This window comes from Herbaspirillum sp. GW821-FHT09A12 (assembly GCF_059418325.1).
Genome location: NZ_JBWKPR010000002.1, coordinates 184,084 through 198,063 on the forward strand (window position 1 = coordinate 184,084; position 13,980 = coordinate 198,063).

General features: G+C 64.1%; 13 protein-coding genes. 9 read left to right on the plus strand and 4 right to left on the minus strand.

Annotated features, from left to right (window positions below):
- Positions 1 to 274 precede the first annotated feature (274 nt).
- Together AC07N6_RS05920 and fghA are read left to right on the plus strand one after the other, a co-directional pair.
- Positions 275 to 1,381: an S-(hydroxymethyl)glutathione dehydrogenase/class III alcohol dehydrogenase gene (locus AC07N6_RS05920; RefSeq protein ID WP_144768140.1), complete on the plus strand. Its 1,107-nt coding sequence runs from the start codon at positions 275 to 277 to the stop codon at positions 1,379 to 1,381.
- A 14-nt stretch (positions 1,382 to 1,395) separates the two neighbouring features.
- Positions 1,396 to 2,247 carry an S-formylglutathione hydrolase gene (fghA, locus tag AC07N6_RS05925; protein ID WP_494779392.1) on the plus strand — a complete coding sequence of 284 codons (852 nt, stop codon included), beginning with the start codon at positions 1,396 to 1,398 and terminating at the stop codon, positions 2,245 to 2,247.
- A gap of 32 nt (positions 2,248 to 2,279) precedes the next feature.
- Here the strand turns inward: fghA and AC07N6_RS05930 are convergent, their stop codons facing one another.
- From AC07N6_RS05930 to AC07N6_RS05940, 3 genes are all read right to left on the minus strand, one after another.
- Positions 2,280 to 3,845 carry a DHA2 family efflux MFS transporter permease subunit gene (locus AC07N6_RS05930; protein WP_494779393.1) on the minus strand — a complete coding sequence of 522 codons (1,566 nt, stop codon included), beginning with the start codon at positions 3,843 to 3,845 and terminating at the stop codon, positions 2,280 to 2,282.
- A gap of 37 nt (positions 3,846 to 3,882) precedes the next feature.
- Entirely contained in the window at positions 3,883 to 5,121 is a 1,239-nt protein-coding gene (locus tag AC07N6_RS05935) for an HlyD family secretion protein (protein ID WP_494779394.1), read from the minus strand.
- 121 nt (positions 5,122 to 5,242) lie between these two features.
- A complete protein-coding gene (locus AC07N6_RS05940) occupies positions 5,243 to 6,751 on the minus strand; it encodes an efflux transporter outer membrane subunit (protein ID WP_494779395.1) in 1,509 nt (502 codons plus the stop codon).
- A 265-nt stretch (positions 6,752 to 7,016) separates the two neighbouring features.
- On the opposite strand from AC07N6_RS05940, the gene AC07N6_RS05945 reads away from it, so the two are divergent.
- Both AC07N6_RS05945 and AC07N6_RS05950 read left to right on the plus strand, forming a co-directional pair.
- Positions 7,017 to 7,643 (plus strand): TetR/AcrR family transcriptional regulator, encoded by a 627-nt coding sequence (locus tag AC07N6_RS05945; protein WP_494779396.1) that lies wholly within the window; start codon positions 7,017 to 7,019, stop codon positions 7,641 to 7,643.
- A 115-nt stretch (positions 7,644 to 7,758) separates the two neighbouring features.
- The gene (locus tag AC07N6_RS05950) at positions 7,759 to 8,130 is read left to right on the plus strand and encodes a COG4315 family predicted lipoprotein (protein ID WP_494779397.1); all 372 of its coding nucleotides are present in this window, start codon (positions 7,759 to 7,761) and stop codon (positions 8,128 to 8,130) included.
- 65 nt (positions 8,131 to 8,195) lie between these two features.
- On the opposite strand, the gene AC07N6_RS05955 is transcribed toward AC07N6_RS05950, so the two are convergent.
- Positions 8,196 to 10,247 carry a site-specific recombinase gene (locus tag AC07N6_RS05955; protein WP_494779398.1) on the minus strand — a complete coding sequence of 684 codons (2,052 nt, stop codon included), beginning with the start codon at positions 10,245 to 10,247 and terminating at the stop codon, positions 8,196 to 8,198.
- 255 nt (positions 10,248 to 10,502) lie between these two features.
- Here AC07N6_RS05955 and AC07N6_RS05960 point away from each other — a divergent pair, with 255 nt between their 5' ends.
- From AC07N6_RS05960 to AC07N6_RS05980, 5 genes are all read left to right on the plus strand, one after another.
- Complete coding sequence (locus tag AC07N6_RS05960; protein WP_494779399.1) at positions 10,503 to 10,691, plus strand: hypothetical protein; 189 nt, start codon at positions 10,503 to 10,505, stop codon at positions 10,689 to 10,691.
- 245 nt (positions 10,692 to 10,936) lie between these two features.
- Entirely contained in the window at positions 10,937 to 11,125 is a 189-nt protein-coding gene (locus AC07N6_RS05965) for a YjfB family protein (RefSeq protein WP_494779400.1), read from the plus strand.
- Between the two features lie 308 nt (positions 11,126 to 11,433).
- The gene (locus tag AC07N6_RS05970) at positions 11,434 to 11,742 is read left to right on the plus strand and encodes a helix-turn-helix domain-containing protein (RefSeq protein WP_494779401.1); all 309 of its coding nucleotides are present in this window, start codon (positions 11,434 to 11,436) and stop codon (positions 11,740 to 11,742) included.
- Entirely contained in the window at positions 11,739 to 13,070 is a 1,332-nt protein-coding gene (locus AC07N6_RS05975) for a type II toxin-antitoxin system HipA family toxin (RefSeq protein ID WP_494779402.1), read from the plus strand. The genes AC07N6_RS05970 and AC07N6_RS05975 overlap by 4 nt, the downstream gene beginning before the upstream one ends.
- Positions 13,067 to 13,966, plus strand: a complete 900-nt coding sequence (locus AC07N6_RS05980) for a pseudouridine synthase (RefSeq protein WP_494779403.1) — start codon at positions 13,067 to 13,069, stop codon at positions 13,964 to 13,966. The genes AC07N6_RS05975 and AC07N6_RS05980 overlap by 4 nt, the downstream gene beginning before the upstream one ends.
- Positions 13,967 to 13,980: the final 14 nt, after the last annotated feature.

The following is a 13,980-nucleotide window of genomic DNA, read 5'->3' on the forward strand; positions in this document are numbered from 1 at the left end:
TTTTTTCTTTGCATACGGTTTGGTGCTTTTATTTGTTTGAACCTTACCGCATGCGAGAGCCTTTGTCATTATCGCCGCCGGGGAGAATGCGTTCCCGGGGCCATTTCATGGCCGGCGGAAAGTTTTCGCCCAAGAGGGCCGCGCCCCATTTCGGTTGGCGATGCGATAATACCGCCCTGGTTTCGCGCGAACATCCGAAATTCCCCGCCGTTTCCGGCCATCGCGGATCTGGCGCGGAGTTATTTCACCATCATTGACAAAGGACAACATCCCCATGAAAACAAGAGCAGCGGTAGCATGGCAGGCAGGCAAGCCCTTGACCATCGAGGAAGTCGAGCTGGGCGGCCCCAAGGCCGGCGAAGTGCTGGTCGAGATCAAGGCTACCGGCATTTGCCACACCGACTACTACACGCTGTCGGGCGCCGACCCGGAAGGGATCTTTCCCGCCATCCTGGGCCATGAAGGCGCCGGCGTGGTGGTCGATGTCGGCCCCGGCGTGAAGTCGCTGAAGAAGGATGACCACGTCATTCCGCTGTACACCCCGGAATGCCGCGAATGCAAGTTCTGCCTCTCGCAAAAGACCAACCTGTGCCAGGCGATCCGCGCCACCCAGGGCCGCGGCCTGATGCCGGACGCGACCAGCCGCTTCTCGCTGGACGGCAAGCCGCTGTTCCACTACATGGGCACCTCCACCTTCTCCAACTACATCGTGGTGCCCGAGATCGCCCTGGCCAAGATCCGTTCCGACGCCCCTTTCGACAAGGTTTGCTACATCGGCTGCGGCGTCACCACCGGGGTGGGCGCGGTGCTGTTCACCGCCAAGGTGGAGGCGGGCGCCAACGTGGTGGTGTTCGGCCTGGGCGGCATCGGCCTGAACGTGATCCAGGCGGCCAGGATGGTGGGCGCCAACAAGATCATCGGCGTCGACCTGAACCCGGCGCGTGAAGCCATGGCGCGCAAGTTCGGCATGACCGACTTCATCAATCCCAAGGATGTGCCCAACGTGGTCGACGCCATCATCGGCCTGACCGACGGCGGCGCCGACTACAGCTTCGAATGCATCGGCAACACCACCACCATGCGCCAGTCGCTGGAGTGCTGCCACAAGGGCTGGGGCCAGTCCATCATCATCGGCGTGGCGGCCGCCGGCCAGGAGATTTCCACCCGTCCGTTCCAGCTGGTGACCGGCCGCGTCTGGAAGGGCTCGGCCTTCGGCGGCGCGCGCGGCCGCACCGACGTGCCCAAGATCGTCGACTGGTACATGGAAGGCAAGCTCAACATCGACGACCTGATCACCCACAAGCTGCCGCTGGAGCGCATCAATGAAGGCTTCGACCTGATGAAGAGCGGCGAGTCGATCCGCTCGGTGGTCGAGTTCTGATGAAAGGAACGGGCATGCTGGAGACCATCAGCGAGCACGGCTGCTTCGGCGGCGTCCAGGGCTACTACCGCCATGAATCGGCGGAGATCGGCTTGCCGATGCGTTTCTCGGTGTTCGTCCCGCCGCAGGCCAGGGCCGGCGGCAAGCTGCCGGTGCTGTTTTACCTGGCCGGCCTGACCTGCACCGAGGAAACCTTCATGGCCAAGGCCGGCGCGCAGCGCGTGGCGGCCGAGCTGGGGATCATCCTGGTGGCGCCGGACACCAGCCCGCGCGGCGCCGGCATCGAAGGCGAGAGCGACAACTGGGACTTCGGCGTGGGCGCAGGTTTTTACGTCGACGCCACCCAGGCGCCGTGGGAGAAGAACTACCGCATGTATTCGTACGTGGTGCATGGCCTGCGCCAGGTCATCCTGCGCGAATTCCCGGCCGACCCGCAACGCATCGGCATCTTCGGCCATTCGATGGGCGGCCACGGGGCGCTGACCCTGGCGCTGCGCAACCGCAATATCTATCGCTCGGTGTCGGCGTTCGCGCCGATTGCCGCGCCCAGCCAATGCCCGTGGGGCCATAAGGCGTTGGGCAATTACCTGGGCGCCGATCGCCAGGCATGGAAGGCCTACGACGCCAGCGAGCTGATGCGGGGACTGCGTTCGCCATTCCCGCAAGGCATCCTGGTCGACCAGGGGCTGTCCGACAAATTCCTGGCCGAGCAGCAACTGCTGCCGGAAGAGTTCGAAGCCGCCTGCAAGGCCGCATCGCAGCCGCTCACGCTGCGCCGGCATGCAGGCTACGACCACGGCTATTACTTCATCTCGACCTTCATGGAAGATCACCTGCGTTTCCATCACCGGGTATTGATGGCTTAGGGCCTGTATCGGGGCGGATTGATCACATTACATCAATGCGCGGCCGAAGCTTCCGCGGCGCCGGCGCCGCCCTTGGACGGCTTGATGATCCAGATCAGCGGGATGATCGCCAGGAAGATCAGCGCCGACACATAGAAGATGTCGTTGATCCCCAGCATCGCCGCCTGGAACGTGATGGTGCGCTCGATCATGCCGGCGGTCTGCTGCTGGTCCAGGCCCAAGAGGCTGCTGATGCTGTTGACGGTCTGCTGCATCCACGGGCTGTACGGCGTGGCATGCTCGGTCAACTGCGCGTGGTGCATGATGGTGCGGTTGTTCCAGGCGGTGGTCGAGATCGAGGTGCCGACCGCGCCGCAGAACACGCGCACGAAGGAAGACAGGCCGGCCGCCGCCGGGATGCGCTCGGGCGGCAGGCCCGACAGCAGCAGCACCGTCAGCGGCACGAAGAACATCGCCGTCGGGATGCCCTGCAGCAGGGTCGGCATGATCACCGTCCACTGGTCGACATCGAGGTTGTAGCGCGACCGCATCCAGAACACCAGGGCGAAGCCGATGAAGGAGGCGGTCGCCACCTTGCGCGCATCCACCAGCGGCAGGAAGCGCCCGATCAGCGGCATCAGGATCACCGCGAAGATGCCGATCGGCGCGGTCGACAGGCCGGAGTCGATCGAACGGTAGCCCAGGTATTGCTGCAGCCACTGCGGCAGGATCACCAGGTTGCCGAAGAACACGCCATAGCCGATCGAGATGGCGATGGTGCCGCCGGCGAAATTGCGCCGGCCGAACAATCGCAGGTCCACCACCGGGTGGTCGTTGTTGAGCTCCCACACGATGAAGTAGGCGAAGGCCACGGCCGCGATGATGGCCAGGGTGACGATGGTGGACGAGGAGAACCAGTCCAGGTCCTTGCCCTTGTCGAGCATGATCTGGAAGGCCGCCACCCAGGTCACCAGCAGCGCCAGCCCGATCTTGTCGATCGGCAGCTTGTGGGTCGGGGTTTCGCGCGAGCGGTAGATGGCCAGCGTGACGCCGGCCGCGACCAGGCCCACCGGGATATTGATGTAGAAGATCCACGGCCAGGTGTAGCTGTCGGTGATCCAGCCGCCCAGGGCCGGCCCGGCCACCGGCGCCACCACCGCCGTCATGCCCCATAGCGCCAGCGCGAACGAAGACTTGGATTTGGGGTAGGCCCCCAGCAGCAGCGACTGCGACAGCGGCACCATCGGTCCCGCCACCAGGCCCTGCAGCACGCGCGCAGCCAGCAGGATCGGCAGGGTCGGCGCCAGCCCGCACAGCCACGAGGCCAGCACGAACAGCAGCACCGAGGTGACGAACAGGCGCACCGCGCCCACGCGCTGGGTCAGCCAGCCGGTCAGGGGAATGGAAACCGCATTGGCCGCCGCGAACGAAGTGATCACCCAGGTGCCTTCGTCGACGGAAACGCCGAGGTTGCCCGAGATGGTGGGGATCGCCACGTTCGCGATCGACGAATCGAGCACGTTCATGAACACCGCCAGCGATACCGACAGCGTGCCCAGCACCAGATTGGCGCCGGTCAGCGGTGGTGGCGGTGTGTAGGGGGTAGGGCTGTTCGCCATAAATGATTCAGGTACGGTTCAGGTCAGGTCTTGCGGATCAGGTATGCGGCACGGCCACGGCAGCGGCTGCCTTGCTCTTTTTCTGCGCCGGCAGCCCGCTGGCGTTGTCGCTGATGATGCGCTCGACAATGGCGTCGGCCTGCTTGCCCAGATCTTCATAGACGTTGGTCTGGTAGTTGGCCGGGGCGTTTTCCAGCTGCTTGCCGTCGCCATGGATGTCGACGGTGGCGGTGGTGGACAGGCCGATGCGCAGCGGATGCGCGCGCACCTGCTCGGGGTCGAGCGCGATGCGCACCGGCACCCGCTGCACCACCTTGATCCAGTTGCCGGTGGCATTTTGTGCCGGCAGCAGCGAGAACGCGCCGCCGGTGCCGGCCGAGAAGCCGATCACGGTGCCCCGGTACTTCACGTCGGCGCCGTAGACGTCGGCCACCACTTCAACCGGCTGGCCGATGCGGATGTGTTTCAACTGGCCTTCCTTGAAATTGGCGTCGATCCAGATCTGTTCCAGCGGCACGATGGCCATCAGCGGGCTGCCGGCGGCGATGCGCTGGCCGACTTGCACCGAGCGCTTGGAGACGAAGCCCGACACCGGCGCCACGATGTTGACGCGGGCGTAGTTCAGGTAGGCGTTGCGCACGGCGGTGGCGGCTTGCTGCACATTGGGGTGCTCGGTCACGCTGGTGTGGTCGGTCAGCGCGCGGTTGGCGGCGGCGGCGGCGCGCGTCTGGTCGAGGGCGGCGGTGGCGCTCTTGAAGGCGTCGCGGGCGTGCGAGACGTCTTCGACCGATACCGCGCCCGAGGCCAGACCGGCCTGGCGGCGCTGCAAGTCGTCCTTGGCGCGCGCCAGGTTCGATTCGGCGGCGGCGACGTTGGCGGCCAGCGTGTCGTTGTTGAGGAACAGTTGGCGGGTCTGGCGCACGGCCTGGGCCAGCGCGGCTTCGGACTGCGACAGCGCCAGCTTGGTGTCGGCCGCATCCAGCGTCACGAGCTGCTGGCCGGCGCTGACCACCTGGGTATCGTCGGCCTTGATGGCGGTGACGGTGCCGCCGACCTGGGCGGAAATCTGCACGATGTTGCCGCCGACGTAGGCATCGTCGGTCTCTTCGAAGAAGCGGCCGTGCAGGAACCAGTACAGGAAGCAGACGGCGGCGACGATGACCAGGGCCAGCGTCAGCAGGAACAACTGGCGCTTGCGCTTGCCGTTGCCATTTCCGTTGGTCTTGCCATTACCGTTGCCGTTGGCGTTGGCGTTTTGGGTAGTGCTTTCACTCATGGATTACTCCGTTTGATTTTCTTCGTAGCGGTTGTCTGGCTGCGCCGCCTTGGCCGGCACAGCGAGCCTGCCGCCGGCCGGATGGATGAGAGTCCGGCGGCAGGCCATGTCAGGTATGCGTTCAGGGTTGTTGCGGCTGTCCTTGTCCGGGCTTGCCGGCCAGCGCCAGGCCGGCTTGCTGGGCCTCGAAGCCGCCGCCCAGCGCCTTGTACAGCGCCACCTGCTGGTCGCGGCGCGCCGCTTCCAGGCTGACCATGGCCTGGCGTTGCGCCAGCACCCCGGTTTCGGCGGACAGCAGCGTGAGCTGCGACACCAGGCCGATGCGATAGCGTTCCCTGGCCAGGTCGTAGGCGCGTTCGGCCGCTTCCAGCGCTTCGCGGCGGATCGGCAACTGGCGCTCGGTCGAGTGGATCGAGGCGATCTGGCGCGCCACGTCGGCATAGGCGTCGTTGACGGTCTTGTTGTAGGTCGCCACGGCCAGGTCGTAATTGGCGTACTCGCCCTTGAGGCCGGCGCGCAGGGCGCCGCCTTCGAAGATCGGCAAGCTGATGGCCGGTCCGAAGGCGATCGACTTGCTGGCCGCGGTGAACGGATTGGTATTGAGCAGGGTATCGAAGCCGATGGCCGCGCTCAGGTTGATGTCCGGATAAAAGCGCGACTTGGCCACGTCGATGCCCTGGGTCGCGGCCTCCACTTGCCAGCGCGCGGCCACGATGTCGGGACGGCGGCCCAGCAGGTTCAGGGGCAGGTCGGCCGGCAGGCCGGGCGTGGCGAGCCGGGTCATCTGCGGCGCGGCCAGTTGCAGGCCGCGGTCGGGGCCGTGGCCGGTGAGGGCGCCCAGTTGCTGCCGGGTCAGGGTGATCTGGCCTTGGCTTTGCTCAAGCTGGGCGCGGGCGTCGGCGCTGCTGCCGCGCGACTGGTTGCGCTCGATCTGGGTATCCAGGCCGGTGCGCACGCGCTCGATGGTGATCTTTTGCAGCGCCTCGCGCTGGTCGACGGTGCGCTGCAGGATATCTTGCAGCGCATATTGCGCCGCCAGCTGGCTGTAGGCCGAGACGATCGAGGCGGTCAGCGCCAGGCGCGCTTCCTGTTCGCCGGCTTGGGCTGCCTTCTCGCTGGAGATGGCTTGCGCCAGCGCGGCATGGTTCTTGTTCCACAGGTCGAGTTCATAGCCGATGTTGATCATCGCCTTCTTCTCGTTGAACCAGTTGCCGCCATACGGCTCGGGATAGATCGTGGTGTTGGAGAACTGGTTGCGGATCAGCGAGGCGTCGGCGGTGACCGTGGGCAGCAGTGGCGCGCCACGGGCCTCGGCCAGGGCGCCGGCGGCGGCGATGCGCGCCTGCGCCTGCTGCAGGTTGGGGCTGGAGGCCAGCGCTTCTTCGATCAGGGCATTGAGTTGCGGATCGCCGAATTGCCTGACCCAGTCGCTGCCGGGCCATTGGCCCGCATTTTGCTGCTGTGGATCGGACAAGCTGCGTTGCGTGGCAAAATCGCTTGCCTGGGCAATGTGCTTGTCGCTGCCGATGCCGCTGAAACTGGCGCAACCGGACAGGCCCAGCAGGCCGATCATGGCGGCGCAAGCGGCAATCGCCCGCGGCCGGAAGGCGGGCGACATGGTGCGTTTCATAGAATTCTCCACGTTGAAAATGTTGGCGATGCGAGTTTCTTGGGGATCTCGTATAACGGTTTTTTCCTCGCCTGGCCTGGCGTTGCCGGATCTGGCGCCAGGGCAGGCGCGGCGGGGGAATCCGGCGCCGGCAAACATTGACGCGAGTCCGCCGGCGAATGCTGGCGAGTAAAAACTCATTTTTGTATTATACTCTGAGATACGAACAATAACTCATGTTGCGAATTCGCGTCGGAGACCGGCGAATTCTTCACTGAAGCGGAAAATGAAACTGCAACCTCGCAAAGAACCTCGCCAGGCCCGTTCCCGGGCGATGGTCGACACTATCCTTGATGCCATGTCGCGCGTGCTGGTGGAGCGCGGCTATGCCAAGACCAATACCAACCTGGTGGCTGAGTCGGCCGGCATCAGCGTCGGCTCGCTGTATCAGTACTTCCCCAACAAGGACGCCCTGATCTTCGCGCTGCGCGAACGCCATGTGACGCGCATGCTGGCGCTGTTCGAAGACGTGGCCGCGCACATCGACGGCGCCGGCTCGCTGCACAGCGACTTCGAGGCGCTGATCGATGCGCTGGTCGCGGCCCACCTGGTCGAACCCGAGCTCAACCGCATCCTGGAAGAAGAGTTTCCGGCCTATAACCTGCCGGTCTCCACCGAGATCCGCCAGCGCTTCTTCGACGCCATCCGCGGCGTGCTGGAGAAGCATCGCGGCAGCATCACCACGCCCGAGCTGGACGTGGCCACCTTCGTCATCCAGCGCATGCTCAAGGCGCTGATCAACGCGGTCGTGCTGACCGGCCCCGGCGGTCTCTCGGCCGGCAGCGTGCGTCCGGAAATCTTGCCGGCCGTCATCGGCTACCTGACCGCCCCGCGCAAGGACGTGCGCACATAAAAACGCCGGCCAGCCCGGGCGGGCAAAAAATATTTCTGGAATTATCGGGGGCGGTAGGCGTATACCGGAAGACGGGTATGGCAAACCGCGCAACCCGACCAAAAAAGGAAATGACATGAGACTGCTTGCAACTTCCCTGATCGCGCTGGCCTGCAGCGGCGCCTGGTTGACCGCATTCGCGCAAGGCGCCGGCGTGAAAGCCATGGGCGGCGTATTGGTCGACAGCAAGGGGATGACCGTCTACACCTTCGACAAGGATGCCGCCAACAGCGGCAAGAGCGTCTGCAACGGCCCCTGCGCCAAGCTGTGGCCGCCGGTGACGCCGATGGGCACGCCATCGGCGCCGTATTCCACCGTCACCCGCGACGACGGCAGCGCCCAACTGGCCTATGAAGGCAAGCCGCTGTACCTGTACGAGAAAGACAAGAGTCCGGGCGACCGCGACGGCGACAACTTCAAGGACATCTGGCACGTGGTCAAGCCGTGAAGCCGTAAAGCGGCAAAGCCTTGTTCCGGGCCGGGCGGCGCGAGCCGGCCCGGCTGTGCGCCTTGTTATGGTTTTTGCACGTCGTCGGCAGCCGTGCCGGGCGCCTGCGGCGCGTCCTTGGGCGGCCAGAAGAATTCACCCGGCTTTTTCAGGAAACGCTCCGACAAGGCCTTGAGCAGCTTGCCGCCCTGGCGGAAACGCACCTGCCTTGAGCGCAGCGCCACGAACAGCGCCAGCCCGAAACTCACCCACAGGTTGACCGCGCCCACCGCCAGCACGCCCACCGCCGACAGCACGAAAACCTTGACCCCCACGCCCCATTGCAGCGCCTCCATGGCGATGGCCAGATTGGCGGCGGAGAGGGTGATGTGGCGGATATCGATCGGCAGGCCGAGCAGGAAGCCGATGGTGCCGATCGTCCCCAGCATGATGCCGAAGTAGAAATTCCCCATCAGGCCGCCCAGGCCGGTTTCCAGGTAATCCCCCAGCCGCTGCGCGCGGCGCTGGCCGATGGTCGCGGTCAGCCAGCGCGCCCGCACCACGCGCTGCGACATGCGGGTATAGAGCGCCTTGTTGTCGTAGTAGCCCGAGATCAGCCCGGCCAGGAACAGGCAGACGCCGGCGATGGCGGCGTGGAACAGCGCCAGGCTGCCGAAGGGATCGAGGTCGTGCAGCAGGTGGGTGGCCTTGTCGGCGTCGATGAAGTGCGAACCGGTCAGGTGGAGATACCCGGTCACCAGCAGGTAAGCGATCGGGAAGGCCAGCGTCAGGTTGCCCAGCACCGCGATGAACTGGGTGCGAAACACCTGCACGATGATGTCGACCAGGCTTTGGATATCGATGTTGCGGCTGTCGCCGCTGCGGTGCAGGGCGGCGGCGATGCGCGAGGCGGTCATGGCCGGCTGCTTGGTGGCCACGGTGAAATGCAGCACATGGATCAGCATGAAACCCAGCGAATAATTCATGCACAACAGGAAGGCATCCACCAGCGGCGCGGCATGCAGCTTGGAAAACATGATCTTGATCAGCGCCATGAAGCCGATGACGAAGCCGGCGCCGGCGGCCGAGCGGTACATGGCGCTGAATTCGCGGCGGTTCTCGGCGATGTAGTGCTCGCCGGTGCGGCTGGCGTTTTCGGTGATGTTGCGCGCCAGCAGGTTGATGTTGCCGGCCAGCAGTCCGCGGATGGTGTACTTGCGGTTGTGCGCCTCCACCAGTTCCATCGCCAGCGCGAATCCGGTGCGGCGCTTTTTCTGCGCATCGCCGCCGGCGTCGGGTTCGGCCAATGCCAGCAACTGGCGCAGGCGCAGCAGGTTCTGTTCCAGCCGCAGCAGGCGGTAGGTGAGCGACACGCTGGTGCCGATGCGCAGCGCATGCTTGCGGATCTTGTCGACCACCTCCTGGCACTGGTCCAGCAGCACCAGCACATGCAGCGCATCCTCGATCGGCGCGGTCTCATCCTGCAGGCGGCGGCGGTAGCTTTCCATCCAGGCATGCAGCTCCACGTTTTGCATCAGGAACGGCGATTCGAAGGCCTTGACGTCGCTGTAGATGCGGATCAGCTCCGGTTCCATGCCGATGGCGCTGATGCGGTAGGAGAGCACTTGTATCGCCTGCAGCAATTCGGTCAGCGTCTTGCCCCGGTCGGGCTGGCTGGCGTTGTGCGGCAACGCTGGCGTTGGCTCCGCCGCGGCAATGGTTTGCCACAGCGCGTCCCATGCTTCGAACGGCACGGCTTGCAGCCACAGGTGATCGCGCCCATCGGGGAACACGATATCCAGGCAATCCTGCAGGTTGCGGTCATCCAGCGCCGGCGGCAGCACGCGATAGGCGAAGCGCCGGTGCAGCTCATGGAAGAAGCCGTCATTGGAAAGAATGCCGGTATCCGTGTACAGGCTGGTCTGGCGCCGCACCGACAGCAGATGCAGGAGGTAGCTGCGCAGCGCCGCCGCGTAGTGCGGATTGTCATGCAGCAGCAGGGTCAGCGTCTGCACCTGGCCAAGCGCCGAGGCCGGATCGCTATTGCGCCCCGGGCGCAGGAATGCAACCAGTTCGCTGATGCCGGAGAGGTCGCTGGACAGCGGGTCGGCGGCAATTTTTTCGAGGGCAGGCAGCATGAAGTCTTCGTCAGTGAAAAGGGGCAAGTCTAGCGGCGAAGTTTACCGTGCCCGACCCCCGGAGAAATTAACATCTGAAAATTAAGGTAAGGACGATGCAATCGCTGTTAAGACTTCGATGACGCTTGCCGCTAACACATGTGCTCATTGGGTAAAGAACGCGCCTGCCTGCTTGCCGGATAGGGGTGGCGGCAAGCAGGCGGCAGGCAAGCTTTACGCGATGGCATCTTGTTGCACTTCAATCAAGGAGTTCCTATGGAGATAGCAACTATCGCCAGCGGGGCAGCAACTGCCTGGCTGGCCAACAAGGCGGCGCAGTCCGTCGGCGTGGATTTGACCAAGGTCGCCAAGAATGTGGCGAGCGACGTGGTCGATACCGTGGGGGCGGTTCTTAGCCTGCCAGCCAATATCAATATAGGCCGCATCATCAACACCATAGCCTAGGCATGTTGTGCGCAGCAGTTAGGCGCATGCACTTGGATCGCATCCTTCGGGGTGCGATTTTTTTGTCCATTCTTGATGGTTTTTTATTATTTCCTGGTGGAAATGTCGATAGTGTCATGAAAGGAATTCCCCTTATTTCTTTAAAATGATTGATTGATGTAAAGAAACGGGTTTGAATGCCGTTATGCAGATACTGCCTGCCTGAAGTCGGCCGACAGTGATCTTGTTCTCAAAAGGAGTCGTCCATGGATGTTACTCAAATTGCTTCGGTGGCAACCAACCTGGCCTCGGCGCAAACTTCCGATGCGGTCAACATGCTGGTGCTCAAGAAAGCGTTGAACTCGCAGGCGGCGGCTGCAATCGGGCTGCTGCAGGCATTGCCGCAACTGCCGGCAAATCCCAATGTCGGCCGTAACGTGAATACGACCGCCTGAGCGACCGCCTGAGCAGTTGTCATCGGGTTTTCAGAAATCGCAGCCTGCGGGCTGCGATTTTTTTTGTCCATGGTGTTGAGCGGAGCATGCGATGACGCCCACGGGACGGCCCCACCGGCTGCCGGCCAGCCGGGAGCGCGGGCTTTTGGCAAGCTGGCCGGATGTCATGGTCTCGGCGGCGATCTAAAATGACTATCTAATTATTTATTTTTAAAATAAAACATTAAATTAGTCATTTCTTGTTTTGAACAGTTATTTGGGTGAAAATACATGCAACACATTCTCCCCTGAACACGGAGGCACATTTCATGGCCAGCATCCTAGATATTGGAGAGCAGATCCGGCGCGCCCGCAAGGCCCGCAAACTGAGCGCGGTCGAGCTTGCGGCCCAGGCCGGCATCCATCGCAATACGCTGCTGGCGCTGGAAACCGGCAAGGGCAATATCGAACTGGCCAGGTTGCTGGCCATCTGCGGCGAACTGGGCCTGGAACTGGAACTGGTGCCGCAGGCGGTGGCCCGGCTGCGGCGCGCCGATGCCGACGCCGCCGGCGCCGGCAGCATGACCGAGTTGTCCGAACAATTGCACGCACTGATGCATAAGCGGAGCCGTCCATGAGCATGCTGCGTTCCCTGCGCATCCGCCTGGGGCTCGACGATGTCGGCTCGCTGTTTGCCCTGGATGACGGGCGCTGTTATTTCCGTTTTGACGACGCCTATGCCGCCAACGCCGGACGCCCCGTGCTGTCGCAGCTGTACCAGGCCGCCAGCGAAGAGCGCACCGCGGCCCAGCTCCTCAACCCGACCCTGGCAGTCAACCGCGGCGATGGCAAAGGCGGCTTGCCGCCGTTTTTCCAGAACCTGCTGCCCGAAGGCCAACTGCGCAAGCACCTGATACAGCGCGCGGGCTTGCCGCCGGATGATGAGTTCGGCCTGCTGGCCTATTGCGGCCGGGACTTGCCCGGCGATGTCTCGGCGCTGGCCGAGCAGCTCGATGACAGGCACCTGGGGCGCCTGCTCGGCCAGGGACATGACAGCTACGAAATGAGTTCGGGGCAATTGCCGGTGCCGGAGGGCGAATCGCTGTCCGGCGTGCAGCCGAAACTGGCGCTGGTGCAGGAGGGCGGCCGCTATGTGATGCGCTCCAAGGATCGGCAGGGCAGCCATTTCATCGCCAAGCTGCCGGCCTCCGACTATCCCAACATGCCGCAGGTGGAATTCGCTTCGCTGACGCTGGCCGCCGCCGCCGGCGTCGATGTCTGCCAGTTCGCCCTGGAGCCGCTGTCGGCCATTGCCGACCACTTGCCGTTCGGCTTGCGCAACGACGCCAGCCGTTTTTTGCTGGTGCAGCGTTTCGACCGCGATGCGCCCACCCCCACCGGCCGTTTGCACATGGAAGATTTCGCCCAGGTCACCGGCACCGCGCCCGGCGCCAAATACGCCGGCGCCTACGCCGCCATCGGCATGGTGCTGCAGGAGCGCAGCGCGCGCGGCGCCGAGGATGTGTTCGAACTGCTGCGGCGGATCAAGGTGAACGAGCTGCTCGGCAATTTCGATGCGCACCTGAAAAACTTCAGCCTCCTGTACCGCACGCCGCGGCAGGCGGTGCTGTCGCCGGCCTATGACATCGTCGCTTATGCCGCGTATGTCGGCGGCAATGGCCATGCCCTGAATTTCGTGCCGGGGCAAACGGGCAAGCAATTGCTCACGCCGGCGATCCTGCGCCAGCTCGCCAATATCTGGGGTATCCCGGAACCCAAGCTGCAGGCGGTATTGGTGGCGACGGTGGCGCGCGCCATGACGCACTGGCCGGCGCTGATCGCGCAATTGCCGTTCACCGATGCCCAGCGCGGCAAGCTGCTGGCGCATATCGACGCCAATGCCAGCGTGGCCGCGTGGCGGCGGCGCGCGGCGCGCAAGCCGGCCGTGCGGGGAGAAAAGCAGTGAGGCCCACGCCGACCTTGCCGGTGCGCGACGGGCTTGCGCCCAGTTACCTGTGGCTGCAGCCGGGGCCGTGGCCCGACATGCTGTCCTTCCTGGCCGAGCGTTTCACCGCCGTCCCGCCGCCAGTGTGGCGCGAACGCCTGCTGCGCGGCGAGGTGCGCAACCAGCGCGGCGAAGCGTTGCGGCCGGAAACGCCTTACCGCAGCGGCGACTGCATTTTTTATTACCGCCAATTGCCGCAAGGCGAAGCGCGCATTCCGGTGGAGGAAAAGATCCTTCACCTCGACGACCATCTGCTGGTGGCCGACAAGCCGCATTTCCTGCCGGTGATCCCGACCGGGCGTTTCGTGCAGGAGACCTTGCTGGTGCGCCTGAAGAAAACAACCGGGCTGGAGCATCTCACGCCGATCCATCGCCTGGACCGCGAGACGGCCGGCGTGATCGTGTTCTCGCACAATCCGGACAGCCGCGGCAAATACCAGTCAATGTTCCAGCGGCGCACCATGTACAAGGTGTACGAAGCCATCGCCCCCTTGCGCGCGGAGCTGGCATTGCCGCTGGTGCATCGCAGCCGCGTGGAAGAGATCCCGGGGCAGTTCTTCAAGATGCATGAAACGCCGGGCGAGCCCAATTCGGAAACCCATATCTCGCTGCTCGAGCGGCGCGGAGAACTGGGCTTGTATCGCCTGGAGCCGGTGACCGGACGGCGCCACCAACTGCGCGTGCACATGGCCGCGCTGGGCATTCCCATCCTCAACGACCTGTTCTATCCGGAGGCGGTGCCGGTGGGCGTGGCCGATGAGCTCGACAAGCCGTTGAAGCTGCTGGCGCGGTCATTGTTCTTCATCGATCCGCTGGATGGCGGCGAGCGTCATTTCAGCAGCGAACGCACCCTCTGAAAACCCGATAGGTT

Excerpts from the sequence above, each read along its gene's own strand:
- AC07N6_RS05975 (WP_494779402.1), top strand. The coding sequence starts at position 11,739 with ATGAGCATGCTGCGTTCCCTGCGCATCCGCCTGGGGCTCGACGATGTC.
- AC07N6_RS05935 (WP_494779394.1), bottom strand. The coding sequence starts at position 5,121 with ATGAGTGAAAGCACTACCCAAAACGCCAACGCCAACGGCAACGGTAAT.
- AC07N6_RS05965 (WP_494779400.1), top strand. The coding sequence starts at position 10,937 with ATGGATGTTACTCAAATTGCTTCGGTGGCAACCAACCTGGCCTCGGCG.
- AC07N6_RS05960 (WP_494779399.1), top strand. The coding sequence starts at position 10,503 with ATGGAGATAGCAACTATCGCCAGCGGGGCAGCAACTGCCTGGCTGGCC.
- AC07N6_RS05970 (WP_494779401.1), top strand. The coding sequence starts at position 11,434 with ATGGCCAGCATCCTAGATATTGGAGAGCAGATCCGGCGCGCCCGCAAG.
- AC07N6_RS05940 (WP_494779395.1), bottom strand. The coding sequence starts at position 6,751 with ATGAAACGCACCATGTCGCCCGCCTTCCGGCCGCGGGCGATTGCCGCT.
- AC07N6_RS05930 (WP_494779393.1), bottom strand. The coding sequence starts at position 3,845 with ATGGCGAACAGCCCTACCCCCTACACACCGCCACCACCGCTGACCGGC.
- AC07N6_RS05950 (WP_494779397.1), top strand. The coding sequence starts at position 7,759 with ATGAGACTGCTTGCAACTTCCCTGATCGCGCTGGCCTGCAGCGGCGCC.
- AC07N6_RS05955 (WP_494779398.1), bottom strand. The coding sequence starts at position 10,247 with ATGCTGCCTGCCCTCGAAAAAATTGCCGCCGACCCGCTGTCCAGCGAC.
- fghA (WP_494779392.1), top strand. The coding sequence starts at position 1,396 with ATGCTGGAGACCATCAGCGAGCACGGCTGCTTCGGCGGCGTCCAGGGC.
- AC07N6_RS05920 (WP_144768140.1), top strand. The coding sequence starts at position 275 with ATGAAAACAAGAGCAGCGGTAGCATGGCAGGCAGGCAAGCCCTTGACC.
- AC07N6_RS05945 (WP_494779396.1), top strand. The coding sequence starts at position 7,017 with ATGAAACTGCAACCTCGCAAAGAACCTCGCCAGGCCCGTTCCCGGGCG.